The organism is Microbacterium mitrae, from assembly GCF_008017445.1.
Lineage (GTDB): Bacteria > Actinomycetota > Actinomycetes > Actinomycetales > Microbacteriaceae > Microbacterium > Microbacterium mitrae.
Window position 1 is genome coordinate 1,041,154 of sequence record NZ_VRSW01000001.1, and the last position, 24,293, is coordinate 1,065,446.

At 59.8% G+C, this 24,293-nt stretch carries 20 protein-coding genes; 4 read left to right on the forward strand and 16 right to left on the reverse strand.

Features of this window, described 5'->3' with window-relative positions:
- Positions 1–4: 4 nt before the first annotated feature.
- The 4 genes from FVP60_RS04905 to FVP60_RS04920 form a co-directional block, all read right to left on the reverse strand.
- Positions 5–1,060, reverse strand: coding sequence for a glycosyltransferase (locus FVP60_RS04905; RefSeq protein ID WP_147825108.1), 1,056 nt, complete (start codon positions 1,058–1,060; stop codon positions 5–7).
- On the reverse strand, positions 1,057–2,127 hold the full coding sequence (locus tag FVP60_RS04910) for a polysaccharide pyruvyl transferase family protein (protein ID WP_147825109.1): 1,071 nt from the start codon (positions 2,125–2,127) through the stop codon (positions 1,057–1,059). Before FVP60_RS04910 ends, FVP60_RS04905 begins: the two co-directional genes overlap by 4 nt.
- A gap of 12 nt (positions 2,128–2,139) precedes the next feature.
- Positions 2,140–4,524, reverse strand: coding sequence for a glycosyltransferase (locus FVP60_RS04915; protein ID WP_187240561.1), 2,385 nt, complete (start codon positions 4,522–4,524; stop codon positions 2,140–2,142).
- Positions 4,525–4,717: 193 nt separating this feature from the next.
- Positions 4,718–6,937: a hypothetical protein gene (locus tag FVP60_RS04920; protein ID WP_147825111.1), complete on the reverse strand. Its 2,220-nt coding sequence runs from the start codon at positions 6,935–6,937 to the stop codon at positions 4,718–4,720.
- 210 nt (positions 6,938–7,147) lie between these two features.
- Between FVP60_RS04920 and FVP60_RS04925 the strand changes: the two genes are divergently transcribed.
- On the forward strand, positions 7,148–7,957 hold the full coding sequence (locus tag FVP60_RS04925) for an ABC transporter permease (protein ID WP_281289118.1): 810 nt from the start codon (positions 7,148–7,150) through the stop codon (positions 7,955–7,957).
- A 70-nt stretch (positions 7,958–8,027) separates the two neighbouring features.
- Positions 8,028–9,635, forward strand: a complete 1,608-nt coding sequence (locus FVP60_RS13125; RefSeq protein WP_246132458.1) for an ABC transporter ATP-binding protein — start codon at positions 8,028–8,030, stop codon at positions 9,633–9,635.
- Between the two features lie 234 nt (positions 9,636–9,869).
- Here the strand turns inward: FVP60_RS13125 and FVP60_RS04940 are convergent, their stop codons facing one another.
- On the reverse strand, positions 9,870–12,230 hold the full coding sequence (locus FVP60_RS04940) for a glycosyltransferase (protein ID WP_147825113.1): 2,361 nt from the start codon (positions 12,228–12,230) through the stop codon (positions 9,870–9,872).
- 61 nt (positions 12,231–12,291) lie between these two features.
- Here FVP60_RS04940 and FVP60_RS04945 point away from each other — a divergent pair, with 61 nt between their 5' ends.
- Entirely contained in the window at positions 12,292–13,458 is a 1,167-nt protein-coding gene (locus FVP60_RS04945; RefSeq protein ID WP_147825114.1) for a nucleotide sugar dehydrogenase, read from the forward strand.
- A gap of 48 nt (positions 13,459–13,506) precedes the next feature.
- Positions 13,507–14,958 (forward strand): sugar transferase, encoded by a 1,452-nt coding sequence (locus tag FVP60_RS04950; RefSeq protein WP_246132459.1) that lies wholly within the window; start codon positions 13,507–13,509, stop codon positions 14,956–14,958.
- A 9-nt stretch (positions 14,959–14,967) separates the two neighbouring features.
- On the opposite strand, the gene FVP60_RS04955 is transcribed toward FVP60_RS04950, so the two are convergent.
- The 11 genes from FVP60_RS04955 to FVP60_RS05005 form a co-directional block, all read right to left on the reverse strand.
- The gene (locus tag FVP60_RS04955) at positions 14,968–15,369 is read right to left on the reverse strand and encodes a VanZ family protein (protein ID WP_187240562.1); all 402 of its coding nucleotides are present in this window, start codon (positions 15,367–15,369) and stop codon (positions 14,968–14,970) included.
- Positions 15,370–15,559: 190 nt separating this feature from the next.
- Complete coding sequence (locus FVP60_RS04960; protein WP_147825117.1) at positions 15,560–16,099, reverse strand: VanZ family protein; 540 nt, start codon at positions 16,097–16,099, stop codon at positions 15,560–15,562.
- Between the two features lie 172 nt (positions 16,100–16,271).
- A complete protein-coding gene (gene tuf / locus FVP60_RS04965; protein ID WP_147825118.1) occupies positions 16,272–17,465 on the reverse strand; it encodes an elongation factor Tu in 1,194 nt (397 codons plus the stop codon).
- A 167-nt stretch (positions 17,466–17,632) separates the two neighbouring features.
- Positions 17,633–19,747: an elongation factor G gene (gene fusA / locus FVP60_RS04970; protein WP_147825119.1), complete on the reverse strand. Its 2,115-nt coding sequence runs from the start codon at positions 19,745–19,747 to the stop codon at positions 17,633–17,635.
- Positions 19,748–19,825: 78 nt separating this feature from the next.
- Positions 19,826–20,296, reverse strand: a complete 471-nt coding sequence (gene rpsG, locus FVP60_RS04975; RefSeq protein WP_147825120.1) for a 30S ribosomal protein S7 — start codon at positions 20,294–20,296, stop codon at positions 19,826–19,828.
- A 5-nt stretch (positions 20,297–20,301) separates the two neighbouring features.
- Positions 20,302–20,670, reverse strand: coding sequence for a 30S ribosomal protein S12 (gene rpsL, locus FVP60_RS04980; RefSeq protein WP_040162881.1), 369 nt, complete (start codon positions 20,668–20,670; stop codon positions 20,302–20,304).
- Between the two features lie 400 nt (positions 20,671–21,070).
- Complete coding sequence (locus FVP60_RS04985; RefSeq protein ID WP_147825121.1) at positions 21,071–21,520, reverse strand: hypothetical protein; 450 nt, start codon at positions 21,518–21,520, stop codon at positions 21,071–21,073.
- Positions 21,517–21,777, reverse strand: a complete 261-nt coding sequence (locus FVP60_RS04990) for a hypothetical protein (RefSeq protein ID WP_147825122.1) — start codon at positions 21,775–21,777, stop codon at positions 21,517–21,519. The genes FVP60_RS04985 and FVP60_RS04990 overlap by 4 nt, the downstream gene beginning before the upstream one ends.
- Positions 21,778–21,809: 32 nt before the next feature.
- The gene (locus FVP60_RS04995; protein ID WP_187240563.1) at positions 21,810–22,178 is read right to left on the reverse strand and encodes a YbaB/EbfC family nucleoid-associated protein; all 369 of its coding nucleotides are present in this window, start codon (positions 22,176–22,178) and stop codon (positions 21,810–21,812) included.
- 44 nt (positions 22,179–22,222) lie between these two features.
- The gene (locus FVP60_RS05000) at positions 22,223–23,737 is read right to left on the reverse strand and encodes a hypothetical protein (protein WP_147825124.1); all 1,515 of its coding nucleotides are present in this window, start codon (positions 23,735–23,737) and stop codon (positions 22,223–22,225) included.
- Entirely contained in the window at positions 23,734–24,039 is a 306-nt protein-coding gene (locus FVP60_RS05005) for a hypothetical protein (RefSeq protein WP_147825125.1), read from the reverse strand. Before FVP60_RS05005 ends, FVP60_RS05000 begins: the two co-directional genes overlap by 4 nt.
- Positions 24,040–24,293 lie beyond the last annotated feature (254 nt).

The window sequence follows — 24,293 nt, forward strand, 5'->3', positions numbered from 1 at the left end:
CCGCCTATACCCCAAAAATAAACGCGCCCAGCACTCCGGCCTTGACGCCCCACGATTCGGCGGCCGCGCGTTCGATGCCGGCGGCGTTCGGTGTGGCGGAGTCGAGGGCGTGCTGCAACGCCGTCTGCGCGCCGGCGGCATCGGCGTAGGTGAACTGCCCAATGCCGGGGTCCGCGCGCAACACCGGGGTTTCTCGCGTGACGACCGCGAGCCCCGCGGCGAGGTATTCGTAGAGCTTCATCGGGCTACGGCCGGCGTTGAGCGGGTCATCCGATAGCGGGAGGAGCCCGACGCGAGCGCTGTGCAGGAGCGCGGGCAACTCGTCATAGGCGACCGCCCCGAGCAGGTCGACGTTCGCTGATAACGGGAGCGGAGGCGTTCCGCTCGGCCCGGCAATCGCGAACCGCACCGTCGGATGCTGCGTTGCCCAGGCGGCGAGCTGTGCCCAATCGAACCGGTTGTCGAGGGCGCCAACGTAGACGGCGACCGCGTCTCGCGGCTGTGGGTTCTCCGCGGTGAAGTGACTCACGTCGACACCGTTGCTGATGACGATGGACGGAATGGTCAGGGTTCCGAGCCCCCGCAGCACCTCCGTCGACGTTGCAATGACGCCGTCTGATGCCGCGAGGATGCGCTGCTGCAGCGTGTGCTTGATGCCCTCGGGGTAGAGGTCCGTGGGGCGGTAGATCAGCCTGGTGGTCATGCCGCGCAACGCGTCATTCCACAGCAGTGGCTGGTCCAGCACGATCGCGTCGAACTGTGTCGGCAGAGCGTGGCGCTCGAGTTCGCGGCGCACACTGAAGCGCGCGTACGGTACCGGCAGCAGGGTGCGCGGAACCAGGTGGGTGACGCCGCCGTCGCGGTGCGGCCCGCGCGGAACCGCGGCGAGCGCTTCCCGCGAGATGCGGCCGGTGAGGCGGTGGGCAAGGGAGATCGGCGTGGAGAGGTGCACGACCTCGGCGCCGTCTGCCGCGAGCGCGCGTGCGTAGTGGTGGCTGCCCACGCGGAACGGCCCGAAGGCGTGGCTGTGGGAGAGAAAGAGGATGCGCCGGGCGGTCATGCGCGGGCCTGGCGGATTGTGTCGCGCACCGAGGATTCGATGTCGGCGAGCCGTGCGGCCGCGGCGACCATGCGTTCGCGCACCTCGTCGGCACGGCCGATCTGGGCGGCCAGGAAGGCCAGCATGTCGGCTTTCGTCGCGTCGCCGGTGATGCCGTGTAGCCCGACGGCGGCGAAGGCTTGGGTGATCTTCGCGGTGGGGTTCGGCACGAGTTCGACCGGAACCGCGCCGCCGAGTGCCGCAAGCACGAGCACGTGCATGCGGTCGCTGATGACGAGCTTGGCAGCGTCGTAACGGTCGCAGAGCGTCGCCTCTTGCGTGACCGCGTCGGCTTCCCACGGCTCGAAGGTGGCGCCCAGAGCGTCGGCCAGCTCGCGCGAGCGTTCTTCGTCTTCGCGGACCTGCACGACCGTGCGAATCGTGAGTCGTTGTTCCGCTGCGAATGTCTTCACCGCAGCAACCCATTCCGCGTTCGGCAGAGGCCGCGCCCCGCGCAGGCTCACGAGGAGTTCGTGGCGCTCGGCCCAGGGCCGCCCGTCGCGAACGTCAGCGAAGCCGATGTCGGGCACGACCGTGGTGCTGCCAACGAGGCGTGCGCTGACGGCGTCTCGCCACAGGGCAACCTGCGTGGCTTTGGCTGCGAGCGAGTGGAACCAGAGGGAGGGTTGCGTGGCGCCGCGGATGCCGCGGGGCGGGCGCACCACGACACCGCGCTTCAGCCGAACGATGAGCGTTTCGGCGAGAAACACGAGTTCGCGCAGGCCGTTGCCCTTGTGCAGCGGAACCTCCCCCGCCTCCAGCACGAGCACCGGCCGGCGGCGAGATGTGGCAAGCAACCACAGCCACTTCGCGACGCTCTTCTTGCCACGCAGCACCCTGGTTCCGTCGGGCACACCCAATTGCTTCAGCCACACATCGGGCGCTTCGCCGACGTACGCGATGAGCTCGTCAGACGTGCCCTTCGCCCACTCCAGCGTGCCGCGCCGAATCAACGCATCGCCAATATTCCCCGCCGGCCCCGTCAGGGACACAAACGTGCGGGTGGGTTTGGCGGTGCGTCGAATCACTACGTTTCTCTGTCAGCGCCGTAAGGCGCGATGAACTACGCGCGGAAGGAAGGTAATTGCACGACCGATGCGGAAAGAAGCCCCAGAAGTAATGGCGTCTGCTCGACGGCGCGCGGCCCGCGCCTCGCGATTTGCTTTCGAAAGCTCTTTGGCGGCGACCGAGTGCTCTTTCATCTGACGCGCGGTCCGAGCCTCATGGCGTTGCATAGCGCGCGCATTGCGCTCGGAGAACGCTACGGCCAATCGAACGATGAGCGCAAGATCCTCCGTCGTGGGCTCAGGCGAGTATTGTGCCGGAAGCTCGTTCGCAAAGAGCTTGCGATATAGATCGGTGAAGTCATGCCCGAGGGCTCGTTCGGCTGCTGCAAGCGACTCCCCAGACAGCGCTGAATAGGCTTGGGGGTCGGATGCCATACGAGCGATTGCACTGGCTACCTGGCGCTTGTCACCTTGCGGAACTGAGACAATCCCATGGTTTCCGACGGCTGCCGCCAACCACGGGAGCTCGTACATGACGACGGGAAGCCCGTGGGCTTGAGCCTCCACCAGTGTTAGCGGGTAGCCTTCGATCACGCTCGTAGAGATGAAGACATGCGCGCGTGCAATCTCTCGTTCGAGTGCATCGCCTTGACACGGCCCGACAAGTGTCACCGAGTTCCGCACGCCGTGTTTGCGGGCCAACGCGCGAAGATCATCTGCAGATATGTCGGCACTATCCGGTCCGATAATTCGCATGTGAAAGTCGACGGAAAGCGCCTGTAGTTCCGCCGCAATTTCAATGAGATCGCGAACTTGCTTCGTGGACTGTTGCAGTCGCCCCCACCACGCGATTTCGATGCGCTCGCCTTCTAGCGTTTTGGGCTCCCCCGCTGCGCGCAAGTCGACTAATGACGCGGGATTCGGGAGGTAAGTGACGTTCGCCACACCCTGTGACTTCCAGAACGCCACGTCCGTATTCGAGAGAACTACGGTCTGGAACAGAAGCGGCAAGTTCTGCAGGAGGAATGATGTTCCATCATTCATGTCTGCGACAGGGCGCAAGGCAAAGTTGTGGAGCCACCCAATGGTCGGCACGCCAAGCGCACGCGCGGTGAGTACGAGGTATGGCCAGCGGCGGTTATAGAGAATGTGATGGTCAACGACCATGTCGATCGCACGTTCACGAATTAGCTCGGCCCAATGACTAATCCGTTCAACATCGTCGCCGTGCACATGGATGATTTCGACTTCGTCGGGGAGCGCGTAGACGGATTTCGCGTTATCGAATACAGCGAGCGTCACGCGGTACCCGGCTTTCGCCAACAGTCGTGCCTGAGCGACCACAACCCCCTGTACCCCACCGGCCCGCAAATTTCCGGTGGTAATCAGCACGTTCTGCACGTGACGGGCTTCCAACGGATCAGCGCTCAACAGCGTCGATACGGAACTCAGCATTCGCGGATAGAAGGATGCGCACGCCTTTAGGAGCTGAATATCATCCGCAACGCGAGCCCGCAGCAAGTCGAGACTGGGCTCCCGAAGATCGGGCACGGTGCTTTCCCGAATGGTGCGCAGAATATTTCCGACGATCGATCGGCGCGCCGAGTCGTAGACCACTTCCACCGTTGAGGTGCCGCCCGGCAACGAGGCTCGAAGCTTCACCGCTTCAGAGATGGAATCGAGGGAATCGATTGCGCTCAAGAAGAACGCTACCTTGTCCATTCCGGAAACAAGCTGACCGCTGGTGCCCCGACGGAAATTGTATCGGTACAACCTATCGCCAATGCCAACGTACTTGTTCGCGGCGGCCAGACCAAGGAAGGTAATGGGTAGATCATTGGCTCGCCAAAACTGGGCGTCAGGTGGAGTTTCCGCATAAGCCGCGCGGAGAAGATCAGTCCGCCACAGGTAGCGCCACAAGTGCCCCTGGGCGGGCTTTTCGGGTTCCATGATTGTCGAAAGAATCGCCTCACCGTGCAACGGTGCCCGCGGGGGCTGGAGGGATCGTTCGAATCGTGGCGTGACCTTCTGCCCGTCCGTGAGAACATCGATGCCGAACCCGACAATGTCCGCATCATTCAAAGTTGCAGCGGAAAAGCTAGTCTCCACTGCGGTCGGCGCTAATTCGTCATCGCCGTCAAGAAAGAGGACGTACTCACCTGAAGCTGCGGCGATACCGACCTTCCGCGCCTGGAACGCGGACTGATTCACGCCTTGCTCAATCAGGCGAACGCGGGGACTCTTTTCAGTAAACCGTTGCACAATGGCGGCCGTCGCGTCCGTGGAAGCGTCGTCAACACAAATGACCTCAAAATCTTGCGATGTCTGAGCAAGGCAACTTTCAATCGCCTGACCGACCCATTGCGCGTCGTTGAAAAGCGGAACGATGATCGACACGTTGGGCACGCCATTAGCCATGAATTCTTCTCCCTCAGTGACCGAATTGCCCACGAGTGACATGTTCAAGTCGGCTCGTGCCAATTCGTAGCGCTAGGGATGAGGACAATCTGAGCGAAACGCAAGGATTGCATGTCGTCTCACTCCTCACCCGATGAGCGCGCGTGCGAACCGATTGCGTTACTGCAACTCGGTCAATCTCCCTCAAACCATGCTATGGCATCTTGGAAGACAGCAAAATTTCTTGCATAAGAATGTGAAGTTTGTTGCGGATGTTGTGCCGCTTGGAGAACGCCCGCGGGTTCGTACGGTTGACGACGCGTTCGATATAGCTGAACAGCGGCAAGCCCATGTCCTCGTACTCCGGGTGCGAGTCCAGGATGTACCTCAAGGGCGCCAGAAAGCTCTCCGCGCTCTCTTGATACTCGTCGACGCTTCGCCGCGTCGCGTCGAAGTCTTCCCTCGACGGGAGCCATACCGAGCCGCTTTCGCTTGAACGCCTCGCTGCCCTAACGGAGGAAACATCCTCATCGAATTGGATCGGCTCCGTGAGCTTGAAGGGCGGCCTGTACTTGTGGAATTCAGCCTTGTATGCATCTTCCACGGGCTTCATGTACGGAACTTCACTGATCAGCGGGTTAAGTGCACGAATCAGGTCGTATTGCAGGCGGTAATCTTGCTTGCGTTGAAACCAAAGCGCGCGGAGTCGGTACAGCGATTTGCTATGCAGGGGCCTCCACTGAGGCCCAGACATGGCCCCCCGATAAACAGATCCGCCGACAAATGGATTGCGCTCACTCACATACGTATCCGCGAACCGTTTTGCAAGCGATCCGGATGGAGACTCGGCGAGCATCTCAGAAAGGCTCTCCGAGAAATACCTATCACCCGCCGCATACCAGACCTGGTGGTTTCCGATGAAACGAATCACGTTGGATTCGATTTCGGCTTCAGTTTCGACGGGACCAGGAATCTCGCCTGAAAAGTCTCGGGCGAAGAAGCCTTCGATGCTCATCACCCGCGAGAAAGCCTCGCCACCGTGCCCTGTAAGTACCAAGGTCGGTTTCTCATATTCCGCCCGGACCTTAAACATCGACTCGATGTAGTAGCCGTCCATGAACACTGAGTGCGATGTGAGCGGAAAATCGCCGTCTTCGGGCGCGCCATGAAATGAGTAACGCCGGGGCAAATCATCCCACGCGAAGCCGTATTGTGCGTTAATCGCAGCTGCGGTCGGCTCTTCCTTCCCAGTGCGAGTGCTAATCCGAACCTTTTCCGATCGAGGCAGGCGCGACAGAGCGCAATAGATAATTCGAGAATCCAAGCCCGCCGACAGCTCGGCAACGACGTTTTCGAACTTCGGGTGCTTTAGCGCGATTGCAACGTTATCCGTAATTTCTTCGACCGCTTTGGCCAGCAAATCCTCGTAGAGAGCATCGCTGAGTTCACCGTCGGCATTGTCTGTCCACATCTCCGTCTTCGATAGGGACAAGCCTCCCGCGTCCACTCGAGCACTTTCATATACGGAGATTCGTTCTACACCCGCGAAGTCTGTCCTTCGCCCTTGGTGGAACTCAAACGGATATGAAGTGGAAAAGAACTTGAGCTTGACCACATCATCGTTCAGCCGCAGAGGAACGCCCACTGCCCGCAGCATCAACGCCAGCAGGTGGATACCGTTCGCGCCAGCGACAATATTGTCGTCTTCATAAATGAACAGATGTCCTTGACCGATGTAGTCATGACCGAAGTAAATCTGTTCGTCATCCCAGGTAAGCAGATGGAATTCGCCGAGCCCGTCCGCCAGCGTACGAATATCCGGGACCTGTGACTTCACGTCTTCGGAGCCAAAGATCAAACGATCCGAATCGCGCGTAATGCCGCTGAACACAAAATGCGTTCCGCGTTTGTCGCGGGACGAACCACTGCCGCTCAGTAACGCGAGGTTGCCCCAATTCGAACTCTGATGATGTTCGATCACGAGTGCATTCGTCTCGGCAACTTCTGCAAGATCCCCGCTTTGATCACCACGGTGACAGACAAATCCAATGTTTTCGAACGGTTTTTCATACCGAAACAATGGAATTGGCCGAGGGGCCGCGTCACTAGGCGTCGGCGCACTCTTCCGCCACTCGTCGTATCGGAGCTTGGCATCTGAGCCGAACAGTTGTGTCCACTTGCTCTGGTAGACGACTCCGTCAACGACCGCGCGAACGGCATAGCCGTTGGTACGGTCCGGAAGTTTAACAGTCCAACCGGCGCCGGCCACGACAGGCTGAGAAGCCCGGCTCGGGTGAAAATCACCTCGATGAAGGGTCCAGGAGACGGCGTCGTCATCCACTGGAGCCCCAGAAAGGGCACACCGTAACGTTGTACCATCGACCTCAATGCTCAGTTCGCGGCCGAGTAAATCACTATTCGCATCGACGTCCATCTCTGCATCATACCCATTAGTATTCCTGCCTAGCCGCCAGCGGTCGGCGCAATCGCAGGCCCGCGTGTGTGGTCACGTACGGCGGCGCGGGACCACAAGCACGGGCTGGTATCGTGGACTGGTGCGGTACGTCAGCCTGACTTCGAAATCCGGGAGGGTGAACGCGTGGTGAACCCGAGCACTCGTAATGCACCCGCTGGTCTCTTCCAGGTGGGGCAACGACCGGCCTTCGGAACCTATCTTGCTGAGACTTGGCGTCGACGGGCCTTCGCTTTCTGGTTAGCCTCGTCCCGGATGACGTCGGACTTGATGCAGAACCGACTTGGCATCCTCTGGCTTATTCTGAAGCCTCTGTCCATGGTCCTCGTCTACGGGACAATATTTACCTTTGTACTTTCGGGGGCTGCCCGCCCTGTCAACTTTCTCCCCTATTTAGTCATAGGCGTGTTCGTTTTCGAATTCTTTACCGGGTGCTTTGGAAGCGGCTCAAAAGCGATCACCTCCAATTCAAAACTCGTACAGAGCCTGGGGTTCCCGCGCATCCTCCTCCCAATCGCAGTCGTCATAGAGCAGTCGCTGAAGATGGTTCCGATCATCGTTCTGCTCTACGTGCTACTGATCGCACTAGGGCAGCCAATAATGTGGACGTGGTTGCTTCTTGTTCCGATTCTCGTACTCATGGCCATTTTCAACCTGGGCGTTGCGCTTATCGTCGCGCGGCTCTCGGCTCACGTGCGCGACGTTCAGCAAGTGGTGCCGATTATCACCCGGGTACTCTTTTATGCGACGGGCATCTTCTTTAATGTCGAGGGCGCTCTTGAAGGTCATCCCGTCCTGCTAGGGATCGTGCAGTGGTTGCCAACGTATGACTTTGTGTCACTTGCTCGCGATGTTTTGCTCACCACATACTCGGCGCCAGCCGTGGCGTGGATCGCAGCCCCCGTATGGGCGGTTCTCGCACTGATGTTCGGGACTATTTATTTCTGGAGAGCAGAAGCAAGGTACGGCCTAAGTGACTAAAACACTGCCGGTTCCACCGCGCGAAATCTCGGAAAGTCGCCGACGGATGTTAGTCGCCGAGGACGCTCACGTGACGTACAACGTCTACTCCTCAGGGAAGCCAGTAGGCGCGCGCGGCAAACTGTTTGGCGAAAAAACCAGTGGCGTAAACGCCGTCCACGCGCTGCGAGGAATTTCATTCACCGCGTCCGAAGGCGAAACAATCGGCGTCGTGGGCCACAACGGATCGGGCAAGTCCACGTTGTTCCGGGCGCTGAGCGGGCTGATCCCGACCTCGGATGGAACGATTTGGGCCGCTGACCGCCCTGTATTGCTGGGCGTCAATGCGGCGCTAATGCCTTCTCTCTCAGGCGAAAGCAACATCAAGCTGGGGTTACTCGCGATGGGGTTCACCCCAGAAGAAGCGGCGGCCCAGGTCAATGACATCGCGAGTTTCGCTGAGCTCAACGAGTTTATTAGCCACCCAATGCGGACTTACTCGTCTGGCATGGGGGCCCGACTCCGATTTGCCATCGCCTCTGCCAAGGCGCATTCAATCCTTCTCCTTGACGAGGCGCTTGCCGTGGGCGACCGACGGTTCAGGTTAAAGAGCGAAGAACGCATCAGAGAGTTGCGCGATGCAGCCGGCCTCGTCATGATCGTGAGCCATTCGGCCGGATCATTGAAGGACACCTGCGAACGCGCTCTTTGGGTACACAAGGGCGAGTTGCGCGCGGATGGTGCAGCCACTGACGTGATTAACGAATACACGAAGTGGAGCAAGGACCCTACCAGTGTTGCCGTTGGCGCTGCGAAGAAGCCCACACCCAGCTCGGCCAACTCAAAGATTGCTGAGAAGGAAGCGTCCCGTCAGGCAGGCGTCCCGCTCCCCACTGCGGCCGTAGCCGTTGCAACCCCCACCACGACCGAAAGCTCTCGCCACAGGGCGCGGCGAGAGCGATACATTGCAGCAAAGCAGACGCAAAGACGCCGAAAGCTTATCGCTCTTGCTCTGACAGGCGGTGCAGTTGTGGCCGGCGTTGGTATTGGCGTCGCCACGGCTTTGGTAGGAAGCCAGGCCGACCGCACAGAACTCTCGGAATTGCGTCACAGCGCAACCGAATCTCCCACGCCTTCTCCCACTGCACTGCCGTCTTCTCTGCCTGTGATCGCAAGTTTCGGCGCAAATACCCCCTCGGTGTCATGCGCGGCGACTAACCTGACCGTAGAGGTCGGCCTACACTGGGAGGTGAGCGGTGCAACACGCATCGGCATCGTAAGTGCGCAGCCGACAGAGGACGGTAGCGGGCAGTACTTGACGGCAGACTTGCCGCTGACAGCGTCCGACCAGTTGGTGCCATTCTCGTGTTCGGACGAAGCGCAGACATACACGCTTGTGGCGGAGGATGCTTCGGGGCAGCAGGTGACCTCAACGGTCACGGTAGCCAGAATTCTTGCGTCGGAAACCGAGACCGACACGCCAACGATTCCAGAGCTATCTGACCCCTCCCCTGTCGACCCCGTCGTGCCCAGTCCGACGCCGCCGGAGCCCGAGCCTACCCCCGAACCGGAACCCGAGCCAACTGAATCCGAGGCTCCGCCGGAGCCCGAACCCGAGCCCGAGCCCGAGCCCGAGCCCGAGCCGACTGAACCGGTAGAGCCGTTGCCTGAACCAACCGCGCTCGACCCAAATTTCTGAACGTTTACGTTTCGACCGGGCGCGGCAGGGGCACCGCTTACTCCGCGCACACGGGCGCTCCCGCTGATGGAGTAACCGACGGCGGGCCGTAAGACCGTACGGGGAACGGCGAGGTCGCCACCGAATTGACCCATCATCTTGGCAGTATGTGTGATTCCGGTGGCCCCAGACGTGCGCTCACGGTGCGAAACCCTCATCATCTGACCCAATGGGTTCGTATTGGAATGTGGTGATCTACTCTGCCCTTAACCACCGCTTCACGCGGTGGGCGACAGGCCGGAGCCTCGGAAACATTCGCAACAGCACGCTCCCGGCTGGAGCGCTTGCTTGCCACATTTTCCGAGTCTTGCTAGTGCGGGCGAGTGCTAGCGGACTGGAGGAGCCTCGGTCTTCGGGGTAGGCGCCTGAGGACGCCTCCGCAAAGAACAAGGTCAACCGGAGGAGATCGGCGGCGGCGGCTAGCGAAGGTTCGGGCGAATACTCTGAAGGCAGTTCCCCGCTAATTAGTTGCGTGTAGAGCTTGCCGAAGTCATGCTCTCGAGCATGACTTGCTGCCGTAACCGCGGCCGTAGACAGCCTGCTGTAGAGGCCTGCATCGCCCGCAATCAAAGCAATCTCACGGGCCATAGCTGTTGCATCGCCCTGTGGCACCGAGATGAGACCATCGTTATTCTCTGCGATCGCAAGCCAGGGTAAGTCGTACATGACGACCGGTAACCCGGCGGACTGAGCTTCGACCAACGTCAGCGGGTAGCCCTCAATGATACTCGTATTGATGAATAGGTCGGATCGATGAATCTCATCGGCCAGCTCGGACCCGGTTCTGGGCCCGCAGGCAAGGACAAAGTCGTCCAAGCGATGTTTCTTGACTTCCGCATTGAACGCGGCTGCGGTCAAATCCGTCCAGTCCGGCCCAACAACCGACAGTCGAAAATCGACACCGAGTCGAGCCAGCTCAGTCGCGACCGTGATGAGCTCGCGAACTCGCTTGGTCCGTTGTTCCAGTCGACCCCACCAAATGAGCCGAATGGGCTCGTTCGAGCGCAACTTCGCGGGACCGCGATCGAGAAGTCTGTCAAGGAGCAACGGGGACGGCGGGTTGGGGAGATAGACGGCCCGCTCCACGCCTTGTAGCTTCCAGAAGACAACGTCCAAGGGTGACAGCACGACGACCTGCGCGAGAAACTGAAGATTCTGTTTCAGAATCGAGAACATCCCGCTCGCGTCAAAGATCGGCCGCGCCGCAAAATTGTGTAGCCAACCGATGGTAGGGATTCCGCCTGCGCGCGCGAGCAGCGCAAGAATCGGCCAGTCTCGGCTATACATGACATGGTGGTCGAGTATCACGTCAGGGTTGATGAGGTCGATCGTGGCTGCCCACTCGCCTAGCCGAGCCTTCTCCCCACGTTTGGTGAGACTGAGAAATCGGATTCCGTCGCGTTGTAGCGTCTCACCCCCAGAGATTTTCGTAAGCACCGCGACTTTGAAGCCAGCGTCTCGAAGCATCTCTGCCTGCGAGAGCACCACACCGGATACACCCCCTGTCGACAGTCTTCCCGTTACGATGAGGACACGGCGCACGGCACGATGCTGTAGCGGTACAAGCGCACCGTGCTTCGCCAGTGATGGCAACACCCCAGGATAGAAGCGCTGAACCGCCCTTAGTACGTCACTCGGCACGGCACGTGCGTAGACCTCTTGCAACGCGACTGGAAGCATCGTGTCCGAGCAGTGATCCACGAAATATTTGATCACGTATCCGATAATCGAAAGCCGCATGGATTCGTACGTTTCTCGAAGCAACGAAGCATGCTGGTGCGTCTGCGAGAGCCGGTCGATCGCCTCCTGAATGCTGTCGACCGATTCGATCGCTGATGCATAGAAGGACGCCATCTCAGCGGTAGTTACGTCTTGCCCGCTCCCGCCTCTGCCGAAATGGTATCGGTACAGCCGCGCGGGCAATGACACATAACTAGTCGCGAGGCAGGCCACCAAGAAGAGAAGCGGTAGGTCGTTGATACGTGGCAGCACAACATTTTTCGGCAGAAGAGAGTATGCGTGCCGCAACACATTCGTGCTATACATGTATCGCCAGAGCTGCCCTTGAGCGGGCTTGCCAGCCGGGAAAAGACCGGCCAAGACTTCTGCTGAGCCAGTTAGTTGTCGATGGATGGGCTGCAGTCGGGCCTCGTAAGCTCCACCCGTCGTACCGTTCTTCTCGACAACAACAACACCGAATCCGACTAAGTCCGCTCCAGAGGAAACCGCACAGGCCAAGGCAGATTCGACTGCATGCGAATCGAGTTCGTCATCGCCATCGAGGAACAAGACATATTCCCCTCGCGCAGCCTCAATTCCAACGCGGCGTGCTTGGAAAGCGGAAAGGTTGCGTTCTTGACGTATCAGGCGAACTCTTGGGTCGCGCACCACGACTTGCTCGACGACTTGGTCACTTTGATCAGTCGAAGCGTCATCTACACAGATAATCTCAATGTTCTCGTACGACTGAGCCAGCGCTGACCCAATCGATGCTTCGAGCGTCGTCGCATCATTGAAGATGGGCATCACGATGGTCACAACAGGCTCGAGCTTCACCAGATTGAGCTTACGCGATCGTGCAATTCAGGACCGAACGTTCAACCGGTATCCTTGCTATATGAAGATCGCCATCGCGGGTACGGGCTATGTAGGACTGTCAAATGCCGTGGTGCTCGCGCAACACAACGAAGTTGTGGCTGTCGATATTGACGCGAACAAAGTGGAGCTCATCAACAACGGCGTCTCCCCGATCGCCGATTCCGAGTTGAGCGAGTACCTCACCAACCGTGAACTCAATCTGACTGCAACCCTTGATTCGGACGCGGCATACAAGGATGCCGACTATGTTGTCGTCGCGACTCCGACGAACTACGACGAGGTCACCCAGTTCTTCGACACGTCATCAGTTGAGGCAGTTGTAAGCAAGGTTTTGGGGGTGAACCCCACCACTGCGATCGTCATCAAATCGACGATTCCTGTCGGTTTCACTCAACGACTGCGCAACGAGCACCCGGACGCAACGATCATCTTCTCCCCAGAATTCCTTCGCGAGGGACGTGCGCTGTACGACAACTTGCACCCGTCGCGCATTGTTGTCGGCGACCGTGGCCCCATTGGCCAGCGCTTTGCAGATCTCCTCGTTGAAGGCGCGCTCAAGGAAGACATCGATGTGTTGCTCACCGGCGTTACCGAAGCCGAAGCGATCAAGCTTTTCGCGAATACCTACCTTGCTCTGCGCGTCGCATACTTCAACGAGCTCGACACGTATGCGGCTATGAACGGTCTCTCCACCCAGCAGATCATCGAGGGCGTCGGCCTCGACCCCCGCATTGGGTCCCACTACAACAACCCGTCATTTGGTTACGGGGGTTATTGCCTGCCGAAGGACACGAAGCAGCTGCTGGCGAATTACCAAGAAGTACCGCAGAATCTCATCAGTGCAATCGTCGCCGCAAACGGAACCCGCAAGGACTTCGTCGCGAACGACATCCTGTCGCGCTCCCCAAAAACTGTCGGCGTCTACCGTCTCGTTATGAAGGCGGGTTCGGACAACTTCCGTACGTCCTCGATTCAGGGCATCATGAAGCGCATCAAAGCAAAGGGAATCGAGGTCATCGTCTACGAGCCCACCCTTGAGCAATCGGAGTTTTTCAACTCCGAGGTAGTCTCTGACCTGGATGAGTTCAAGACGCGCGCAGACGTTATCATCGCAAATCGGTCGAGCGACGAACTTGTCGACGTAGTAGACAAGATCTACACTCGCGACATCTATGGCCGCGACTAATCGATTTGCAAGTCAAAGATGAGTTTGCCCCCTTCACCGTCAGAAGATGTGCCTGATCACGTCGGAGAACGAGAGAACCCACGTCGCCATTCGACGTGGACGCAGCGATATGCCGGGAGGCTTATCTACGGCGATATCGCAATAGTCGCAGTCACACTTGTTACGTTTGCTCTTGTATTCGTCCCAAACGCGCATCTGTCGTGGCCCGGAGGGCCCGATCTTCCCTATGCCATCCCGCTGGGGATAATCGGAATTCTGTGGCTTCTTTGCCTCGATGGCTTCGAATCTCGCGACCGTCACATCGTGGGTGACGGCGTGCTCGAGTATCGACGAGTGATGAGCGCAACGGGATTTCTTTTCGCCCTCGTCATTTCCATCGCGTTCTTCTTCAGGATCGAAATCTCACGATTGATCTTCGTGTTGGCAATCCCCGTAGGTTTGTTATTCCTGTTGCTCGGGCGCTGGGGTTGGCGCCAATGGCTGCGCAAACGCCAAAGCCGAGGGGCGTACGTTTACCGCGCTGTAGTCGTCGGCGAACGCGCGAAAGTGGCACACGTTGTTCGGGCGATGCGCCGAGCCCGCGAGTACGGATATGTCATCACAGGGGCTATTACGCCCAACGGCATGCCGGAGACCATTGATGATGTGCCCGTGCTTGGCAACCTCCAAAACACCATGAAAGCGATGGCGACCGCGGGTGCCGACACCCTGATCTTGGCCGGTAGCGACGAACTCGACCCAGCCACGATGCGCCGGCTGGGTTGGTCGGTTGCGGATCACAATATGAACTGGGTTGTCGCCCCCGCCCTCACCGATGTCGCGGGGCCACGAATTCATGCGCGTCCGGTCGCGGGACTGCCGTTGGTGCACGTTGACTTCCCCCGCCTCGAAGGCTATCGCCGCGTTGTAAAGCGAACATTCGACATTGTTGGCGGGGGGCTCGCACTCATCCTCGTTTCGCCGATCCTGTTCTATGCGGCCTACCGTATTCGACGCGAAGGCCCTGGCCCCATCCTCTACTGCCAGGATCGCGTCGGCCGCCATGGCACGACGTTTTCGATGCTGAAGTTTCGCTCCATGGTTGTGGGCGCGGATGACCAGCTAAAAGGCTTGCTCGATCTGCAGGGCACCCACGATAGGCCGTTTCACAAGATCAACGATGACCCGCGCATTACCAAGTCCGGAGCGTTCATGCGGCGCCACTCCATTGATGAGCTACCGCAGCTCATCAATGTTCTCCGTGGAGAAATGAGTCTCGTGGGGCCGCGCCCTCAGCGATCCGACGAGGTAAAGCTCTACAACAACGGGACCGAGCGTCGCCTACTCGTGAAGCCTGGCATGAGCGGCCTCTGGCAAGTATCTGGCCGATCATCGTTGTCTGCGGAGGACTCGATACGTCTCGACCTCTACTACGTAGAGAACTGGTCGTTTGCGCAAGACATCCAGATCCTGTTCCGCACCTTCAAGGCAGTATTGCGACCGGGAACGACTGCGCACTAGCGCAGGCTACTACGCACCGCGCGCGTCGAAATACAAAGCACGCGCGACCACCCAACGATCTCGAACTTTGACCATATGGCAGAGCACCACTGCTAGTCCGAGCCCGATAAGCCCTCCACACGTATTAGCAACCACATCCCATGGGTCGCTGGCGCGGTCCGGCAAGAATAACTCTTGCGTGAGCTCAATCGCACCAGAGAACGCCAGCGTTGCACTGGCGGCGCCCCAGACCCGACCGCGCGTGAGTGCAAGCGCGAGGAAGAAACCGAAGGGGATGAACATTCCGATGTTGGCGAGAAACTGGAGCGATTGAAAGCCAAAGCCGCTAGGAACACCGGCGTCGTGACTCGCGGCCAGCACCTTTTCGATGATCGTTTTGCTGGGTCCTTCGGTGACCGGTTTCGGCCACATCGCGACCGCAAGGATCAGAGCGCTACAACCGGCAGTTAGGCTGCTGGCAAGAGCGACCCGGAGGCGCGACCGCGGCGGGGCTCCGGAATCGGTAGCGGAGTTTCGCTCAGCTTCTAACATGTATCCGGTGCTTTCACAGTCTGAAGGGACGCGATCCCGCGCACTTGCGGGACCCCGAACGTCGCTACGTCTAAAGCCAACGCCCTGCCGACCGCAAAGCGCCAGCGACGACTTTCTTGTCACGCGCGTGGACGATGGCACGGATGACGACCGCGGCGAGGAGGCCGAGCCAACCACCAAGCGTGTTGGCGATCACGTCGTTGAACGTAGAGAAGCGCTCAGCGAGCAGCTGGCCTTGGATGAACTCGACTGCGCCCGACAGCGCTGGCACGATGAAGATGGCGGCCCACAGGGCCACACGGGGCAGTACGAGCCCGATGAAGAAACCGAGGGGGACGAACATCAGAATGTTCGCGGCGAACTCGACCTCGGCGTAGCCGAAACTCTCGGGAAGGCCGTTGCGATGTAACACGGCCAATACCTTGTCGATGGCGCCACGGTACCCGCTGTCGAGGGGCGTCGGGCTCATCGTGACAGCGGCAACGACGACGCCGTAGGCTAGGAGGCCCAGCCATGCAATCCAGGCGCGCAGGTGGCTCTTGGGCGGTCGAGGCGCGTTGGGCGACGTGTTGCGCGGCTCTCGCAGGATCTGTGTCATGGCGTCAGACATGGGGATCCTCTCGATGAGCCAGATTCAATCGTATGCGGGGTGCGGTGGGAGTTCGCTGGAGTTGTGTGCGCGGGTGGTGTGCGTTTCGACTCGCTGCGCTCGCTCAACGGGCGGTGGGAACGCACGAGGGCCCCTGGTTTCCCAGGGGCCCTCGCAGATCAGTTAAGCGAAATTACGCGTTGATCTTGGTGACGGTACCAGCACCAACGGTGCGGCCACCCTCACGGATAGCGAAGCCGAGGCCCTCTTCCATAGCGATCGGCTGGATCAGCTCGACCGTCATGTCGGTGGTGTCACCGGGCATAACCATTTCGGTGCCTTCGGGCAGCGAGATGACGCCGGTCACGTCCGTGGTACGGAAGTAGAACTGCGGGCGGTAGTTCGTGTAGAACGGGTTGTGGCGGCCACCCTCTTCCTTCGAAAGGATGTAGGCGGTGCCCTCGAAGTTGGTGTGCGGCAGAACCGAGCCCGGCTTCACAACAACCTGGCCACGCTCGACGTCGTCGCGCTTGAGACCACGGAGGAGCAGACCACAGTTCTCGCCGGCCCAAGCCTCGTCGAGCTGCTTGTGGAACATCTCGATACCCGTGACGGTCGTCTTCTGGGTCGGACGGATACCAACGATCTCAACTTCGGAGTTGATCGCGAGGGTACCGCGCTCTGCACGGCCCGTGACAACGGTTCCACGACCGGTGATCGTGAAGACGTCCTCGATCGGCATGAGGAACGGCTTGTCGCGGTCACGCTCGGGGTCGGGGATGTTGTCGTCAGCAGCCTGCATGAGCTCGACGATTGCCTCAGCCCACTTCTCGTCACCCTCGAGTGCCTTGAGTGCCGAAACGCGGATAACGGGAGCGTTGTCGCCGTCGAAGCCCTGGCTCGAGAGGAGCTCGCGAACCTCAAGCTCAACGAGCTCGAGGATTTCCTCGTCCTCAACCATGTCCGACTTGTTCAGTGCAACCATCAGGTACGGCACGCCGACCTGCTTGGCGAGCAGAACGTGCTCACGCGTCTGAGCCATCGGGCCGTCGGTAGCAGCAACCACGAGGATTGCGCCGTCCATCTGAGCAGCACCGGTGATCATGTTCTTCACGTAGTCGGCGTGACCAGGAGCGTCAACGTGTGCGTAGTGACGCTTCGGGGTCTCGTACTCGATGTGCGAGATGTTGATCGTGATACCGCGCTGACGCTCTTCCGGAGCCGAGTCAATCGACGCGAAGTCGCGCTGAACGTTCGTTGCCGACGGGTACTTGTCAGCCAGAACCTTCGAGATTGCAGCCGAAAGCGTGGTCTTACCGTGGTCAACGTGACCGATGGTTCCGATGTTTACGTGCGGCTTGGTCCGCTCGAATTTGGCCTTAGCCACTAGGTCCTCCTAAGGACATTCGTGTAGATCTTCCGGGCACTGGATTGCGACCGGTTGTCTACAGGGGATGGTTTCAGTGTAGTAGGAAAGCTCCTACTGATTCTGTGAAGTTATAAATGCCAGGGGCACCGGGGGCGCGACGGTGTCGGCGCGCCCCCGAAGAGCAATTACTCGCCCTTTGCCTTCTGAACGATTTCGTCGGCGACAGCACGCGGAACTTCTGCGTAGCTTGCGAACTCCATGGAGTACACAGCGCGACCCGAGGTCTTCGAGCGAAGGTCACCGATGTAGCCGAACATTTCGGACAGCGGAACCTGCGCACGGATGACCTTGACACCCTGTGCGTCTTCCATCGAGGCGATCTGGCCACGACGGGAGTTGATGTCACCGATGACGTCACCCATGTACTCCTCAGGAGTACGAACCTCAACAGCCATGATCGGCTCGAGGATCACCGGGTTTGCGCGACGTGCTGCTTCCTTGAAGCCCATGGAACCAGCGATCTTGAACGCCATTTCAGACGAGTCAACATCGTGCGACGCACCGTCAACGAGGGTTGCCTTGACGCCGACCATGGGGTAGCCCGCGAGGACACCCACGTTCATTGCGTCCTGGAAGCCCTGGTCGGTCGGCGAGATGTACTCACGCGGGATACGACCACCGGTGACGGCGTTGACGAATTCGTACGTCTTGTCGCCCTCAACCTCAAGCGGCTCGATGGTGAACTGGATCTTTGCGAACTGACCCGATCCACCCGTCTGCTTCTTGTGGGTGTAGTCGTGCTTCTCGACGGCCTTCTTGATCGTCTCGCGGTAAGCAACCTGCGGCTTACCAACGTTTGCCTCGACCTTGAACTCGCGCTTCATGCGGTCAACAAGGATGTCAAGGTGAAGCTCACCCATACCCTTGATGAGCGTCTGACCGGTCTCCTGAATCTGCTCGACGCGGAACGTCGGGTCTTCTTCAGCGAGCTTCTGGATAGCGGTACCCAGCTTCTCCTGGTCAGCCTTCGTCTTGGGCTCGATAGCAACCTCGATGACGGGCTCGGGGAAGGTCATCGACTCGAGAACAACCTGGTTAGCGATGTCGCTCAGGGTGTCACCGGTCGTGGTGTCCTTCAGACCGATCACAGCGTAGATGTGACCAGCCGTCATCGACTCGACGGGCATTTCCTTGTTGGCGTGCATCTGGAAGATCTTGCCGATGCGCTCCTTCTTGCCCTTGGTCGAGTTAATGACCTGGGCACCCGAGTCAAGCTGACCCGAGTAGACGCGCACGTAGGTAAGACGACCGAAGAACGGGTGCACAGCAATCTTGAAGGCCAGAGCCGCGAACGGCTCGTCCTTCGAGGGCTTGCGCTCGATAACGATCTCTTCGTCCTTCGGGTCGTGTGCTTCAACAGCAGGCACGTCGAGGGGCGAGGGGAGGTAGTCAACAACAGCGTCCAGCATCGGCTGAACACCGCGGTTCTTGAATGCAGAACCACAGAGCACCGGGTAGACGGTCGAGGAGATCGTCAGCTTGCGGATCGCAGCCTTGATCTCAGCGGTCGTGAGCTCTTCGCCACCGAAGTACTTCTCGAGCAGCTCGTCGTCAGACTCGGCAACGGTCTCGAGGAGCTTGGCGCGGTACTCCGCTGCCTTCTCTGCGAGCTCTGCCGGGATTTCCTGAACGTCGTACTTGGCGCCCATGGTGACGTCACCCTTGGAGTCACCGGCCCAAACGAGCGCGCGCATTTCGACCAGGTCGACAACACCAACGAAGTCGCTCTCCGAGCCGATCGGCAGCTGGATAACCAGCGGCGTAGCCTTCAGGCGGTTGATGATGGTGTCTACGGTGAAGTAGAAGTCAGCACCCAGCTTGTCCATCTTGTTGACGAAGCAGATACGCGGAACGTCGTACTTGTCAGCCTGACGCCAAACGGTCTCAGACTGGGGCTCGACACCCTCCTTGCCGTCGAACACGGCAACAGCACCGTCGAGAACGCGGAGCGAACGCTCCACCTCAACCGTGAAGTCAACGTGGCCGGGGGTGTCGATGATGTTGATCTGCGTGCCGTTCCAGAAGCACGTCACAGCAGCAGAGGTGATCGTGATGCCACGCTCCTGCTCCTGCTCCATCCAGTCGGTGGTCGCGCCACCATCGTGGGTTTCACCGATCTTGTGGTTGACGCCCGTGTAGAACAGGATGCGCTCGGTCGTCGTCGTCTTGCCAGCATCAATGTGCGCCATGATGCCGATGTTGCGGACCTTCTTGAGGTCAGTGAGCACCTCTTGTGCCACGGGTTCTTCCTTACGTCAGGTTCGTATGTGGTTCGCCCCACCCCCGGCGCGAAGCCGGGGGTGAAGCGAAGGTGCTGGTTACCAGCGGTAGTGAGCGAACGCGCGGTTCGACTCAGCCATCTTGTGCGTGTCTTCGCGACGCTTCACAGCGGCGCCCAGACCGTTCGCAGCGTCGAGGATCTCGTTGCGCAGGCGCTCGGTCATCGTCTTTTCACGACGACCCTTCGCGTACGAAACCAACCAGCGCAGTGCAAGGGTGTTTGCACGGTGCGGCTTGACCTCAACCGGAACCTGGTACGTCGAGCCACCAACGCGGCGGCTACGAACCTCAAGCGTGGGGCGCACGTTGTCGAGCGCCTTCTTGAGGGTTGCAACGGCGTCCTGGCCGCTCTTCTCTTCGACACCCGAGAGGGCGCCGTAGACAATAGCCTCAGCGAGCGACTTCTTGCCGTCGACGAGGATCTTGTTCACGAGCGACGTGACAATCGGAGCACCGTATACCGGGTCGTTTACTACGGGGCGCTTGGGCGCGGGACCTTTACGAGGCATATTCCTTAGCCCTTCTTCGCGCCGTAGCGGCTACGAGCCTGCTTACGGTTCTTGACTGCCTGGGTGTCGAGTGCACCGCGGACGATCTTGTAACGGACACCGGGGAGGTCCTTAACACGACCACCACGAACGAGCACCATCGAGTGCTCCTGGAGGTTGTGGCCCTCACCGGGGATGTACGCGGTAACTTCCGTACCGTTGGAGAGCTTCACACGAGCGACCTTGCGCATCGCCGAGTTCGGCTTCTTCGGGGTGGTGGTGTACACACGGGTGCACACGCCGCGCTGCTGCGGGTTCGCCTTCAGGGCGGGAGCCTTGGTCTTGGTGACCTTCGGCGTACGTCCCTTGCGAACCAACTGCTGAATAGTTGGCACTTCTTCTCCTTGTTTGCTGCACGGTGACAGCGTCGTGTTCTCATCCCCGCAGTGAGAAAGTTTTACGTTTCGTGTCGAGGGGGTTCACGCTAATCCGCCAACCGGGCAGAATGTCTGCACGGTCTTCATGGTGGATATGCCGTGGGGGTGGCCTGTTTGCAAGCCGTTCCCAGAGATGTGTGGTTTCGCATTTGCCCTGCCTGTATCGAGACACAGCGCACGGCACGCGCGAGCGCACACCCAATCAATGATACGCGTGTTTTAACCGCCTGGTCAAACGGGGACGATACCGGTTAGGGCGCTTCTGCGTGTCGCACCCACGCACTCCCCCAAAAACCGCATTCGTGGTTCCAAAACCCGTGGTTGACCGGTGGTCGTCGCGGCCTCGGCCGAAAATCAACTAGGGGTGCGTGGTCGCAAACTGGCTAGCGACGTCGCAGCCCAGGTTGAGCTGGTAGTCACCCTCAGTCAGGTATTGCGATAGGCCGAGCTCGGCGGCCGCTGGCCGAAGAAACGCGTCGGTACCCCACGCGTCATTGACCACTCCGACGATCACGAGGGTGCAATTCGTCGTTTCGCGGGTCGCCGTACCGAGCGCCTTTACGACGGTCGAGAGCTGAGCGGCTGTGAGTTCGGCCGTGTCAACCTTCACCCAAGCGAAAATCTCGCGCGAGTTCTTCTTAGTCGACGGCGCAATATCGACCTCGACGAACTCCCCCGAATCAACGACCAGCTGCTGTGCCGCGGCGGCCGCTTGGGTGGTTCCGGAACCAGCTGCGCACGCCGACAGCGCAAGAACCGCAGCACCGGCGGCTGCCGCGAGCGCCAGACGTCGCTTCATTCGCTTCACGCGCCGAACGATCGGGCACCGGCGAGGTCGGTCTGTTCGTACAGCGCGACGAGCTTGCGCATGACCTTCGCATTGCGGGTGAGCTTGCCCGAGCGAATATAGAGTTGATCGATCATGACCTGCATCTGCGCGACACCCGCGTCAGATGCGGCGCCAGCGGTGCTTTGTAAAAAATCGGTGCGCCGATCTTGCAGCTTGTCTGCCACATCACTCACGCGCTTCGCACTCGCCTCAAGCTCGACAGCAAGGTCGATCATTGGGCCAGTCTCAATGTGTAGATCGGCAAACATCAGCTCTCCCCGTTTCGTGCCAGCGGCGTGCGCAGATCGGCGATGATGTTGGAGTCTGCCCCCGCCACCTCGGTCATCCGGTCGGCAGCTTGATCGCGCACCGCCTGTTGTGCTGCCGCAACCGTCTGCGTGAGAATCGCACTCAGTGTGCGCGCGTCAAGGTCTTCGTGCAACACGCGCACTTCGGTAACCGCGCCGCTCATGGCCGCTGTAACCGAGACCTCGCCACGCGGCGACTTCACGGTTGCTGTGAGCCCGCGCACCTCGCTAATCGCCGTGCGCAACGCGTTGTGGCGTGCTCGTGCCGCCTCCACCTGCCCGTATACCCGCTCGCGGGCCGCGGCAACTTGTTCCGTAATGTCATCCATCATTGGCGTCTACACAATCTTCACGAATCAACCCGCACATGACGCTACTTCCTCGTGGGCTGGGTGTGATTGCCCTCGCCGGTGTGACCAACGTAGGTCTCTTCGATGGAACCATTAAGGAAAGACCAGTCGTTGTGAAACTGACCGCCGTTATCAATGTAGTCCTGCAACGTGTCGGTGTATGTTCCGGCGTTGTGCGGCGCGAAGCCAACACCGTCAGCCGTGACGACATTGCCATAGACCCAGTCAACGTTCGGACCGTAGTCGGGCACGTACTGCCCGTCGAGAGCCGGAACCGGGTCAAGGGCGTGCTGCACCTGGAGCACCGGAATGTGGTTGGGAATGTCGAAGTGATCGATCGGTGAACCGTTGGTCACGATGCCCACTGTGTTGTAGCCGTGACTGGAGTCGCTGCCCATGTTGCCAGCCATGATTCCGCCCTGGCTGAAGCCGGACCACACCACGTCGGCGCCCGCAGGCACACCTGCGTCACGCATCGCCTCCATCACCGCGCGCTCGTACTGCGTGCGCAGGATCGGGTTGTCGAGCAGCACCTGGGCGACGTTGCCGTCCCAGTCGTTGATGGGGCCGCCGTCGAAACCGGGGTGAAGGCCCAGGCCCGCCCAGTCGAGGGTCGAGGGCAGATTGACAAGGTAGTAGACGGAACCATCGGGCCGGCGAATTGTCTGCACGCTGATGGCGGTGGACTCGCCACCGCTGATTTGGTCGATCAGACCGTTCTGCTCAAGCAGATCGGTGAGGGAGCTGATCTCGCCACGGTCCATCATGTCTTGATAGGCGTCGGCCCCCTCCCTGCTGAGGCTGGCGGGGTCAAGCTCTTCGACATCGGGGTCCCGCTGCAACATGTCGCTGATGGAACCACCAAGCAGCGGAACGTGCGAGATGATGCCGGCGAGGATGAGCCGAATCTTCTCCGCCGCCTCCATCACCAGCGGCGCGAGCTTCTGCAACAGCGTGCCCAATTGTTCCAGCGCGTTGAACATGGTCTCGATGAGGCGCCTACCTGACTGCACCAGATCGAACGCGGCATCGGCAAACTTTTCGAGGTCGTCAAGCTTGTCGAGCGGGTTCCAGCTCCAGGAGAACAGCTCGTCCCAGAAGCGGTCAAGCTGAATCAAGAAGTCGCAGATGAACTGACGCACCGCCGTGACGATGGTCGATGCGAGCTGCAGGGCCGCGGCAGCTGCGCCGCTCCACTCTGCGGTGTCGGTGACGATCGGTTCGAGGTCGTCATAGCGCTCACGCAGCTTGCGGATCGACTTGCCATCGAGCTCGGCGAGCTTGGCTTTATCACCCTCAAGCTTGTTGCCGACCGCGCGCGCATTCGCCTCAACGGAACGCCACCCGGCCGCAAAACCCGCAACTGCCGCGGGGTCGCCTAACAGGTCATCAAACCAATCGTTGAGCGGCTGGATGTATTGCAATGCCATACCGAAGAAACCCGGAATGCTGGCACATGGGTCTCCGCCGGAGCGCGGCGCACCGCTCGCCCAGGTTTCACTTCGCAGGCTGGCTGCGATCGCGCCCGCCGAGCTCACGGCTCGTACCCGTCGAGAATCGCGACCGCCTCGGCCTCGATGTTTTCGAAAGACTTCAACACGCCGTCAACACCCTTGCCCATGGCATCGAGCAGGTCGCTAGCAGCATTGAGCAAATCGGCCGATCGCGACGCCAGCGCGTTGCAGGGGCCGGGAAGGTAGGCGTTCAGATAGCCAAACGCCGAAGCCGGCATGTTGACCTGCGCTTGCGAGGCGGCCGACGAAAGGTCGCTGGCGTGTGCTGCCAGCGACTTGCCCTGGCTACGCAAGACGTCTGCATTAAGGATGATGGTTCCGCGCATGACGTCAGCCCGTCACCTTTCTCTTTGAACGCGACGATAGATGGCATGCCTGCGCCTGCCTCAGCGGCACGGAGAAAGTTCTTTCCCGCATTTGTTTCCCCCTCAGAAACTAACCGTGAAAAGCGCGTCGAGATACTCCCCGGGGTGAAAGCCGACTTCGCCAAAACATCAAAGCAATCTTCCCCGGCCTCAACGCTAAACAAAACGATACGGTTCAAAGCCTGCCGCGGCCAGAAGACTCTTCTGAGAAATTA

Excerpts from the sequence above, each read along its gene's own strand:
- FVP60_RS04905 (WP_147825108.1), bottom strand. The coding sequence starts at position 1,060 with ATGACCGCCCGGCGCATCCTCTTTCTCTCCCACAGCCACGCCTTCGGG.
- FVP60_RS04915 (WP_187240561.1), bottom strand. The coding sequence starts at position 4,524 with ATGGCTAATGGCGTGCCCAACGTGTCGATCATCGTTCCGCTTTTCAAC.
- FVP60_RS04920 (WP_147825111.1), bottom strand. The coding sequence starts at position 6,937 with ATGGACGTCGATGCGAATAGTGATTTACTCGGCCGCGAACTGAGCATT.
- FVP60_RS04945 (WP_147825114.1), top strand. The coding sequence starts at position 12,292 with ATGAAGATCGCCATCGCGGGTACGGGCTATGTAGGACTGTCAAATGCC.
- FVP60_RS04955 (WP_187240562.1), bottom strand. The coding sequence starts at position 15,369 with ATGTGGCCGAAACCGGTCACCGAAGGACCCAGCAAAACGATCATCGAA.
- FVP60_RS04960 (WP_147825117.1), bottom strand. The coding sequence starts at position 16,099 with ATGTCTGACGCCATGACACAGATCCTGCGAGAGCCGCGCAACACGTCG.
- rpsG (WP_147825120.1), bottom strand. The coding sequence starts at position 20,296 with ATGCCTCGTAAAGGTCCCGCGCCCAAGCGCCCCGTAGTAAACGACCCG.
- FVP60_RS04990 (WP_147825122.1), bottom strand. The coding sequence starts at position 21,777 with ATGATCGACCTTGCTGTCGAGCTTGAGGCGAGTGCGAAGCGCGTGAGT.
- FVP60_RS04995 (WP_187240563.1), bottom strand. The coding sequence starts at position 22,178 with ATGGATGACATTACGGAACAAGTTGCCGCGGCCCGCGAGCGGGTATAC.
- FVP60_RS05005 (WP_147825125.1), bottom strand. The coding sequence starts at position 24,039 with ATGCGCGGAACCATCATCCTTAATGCAGACGTCTTGCGTAGCCAGGGC.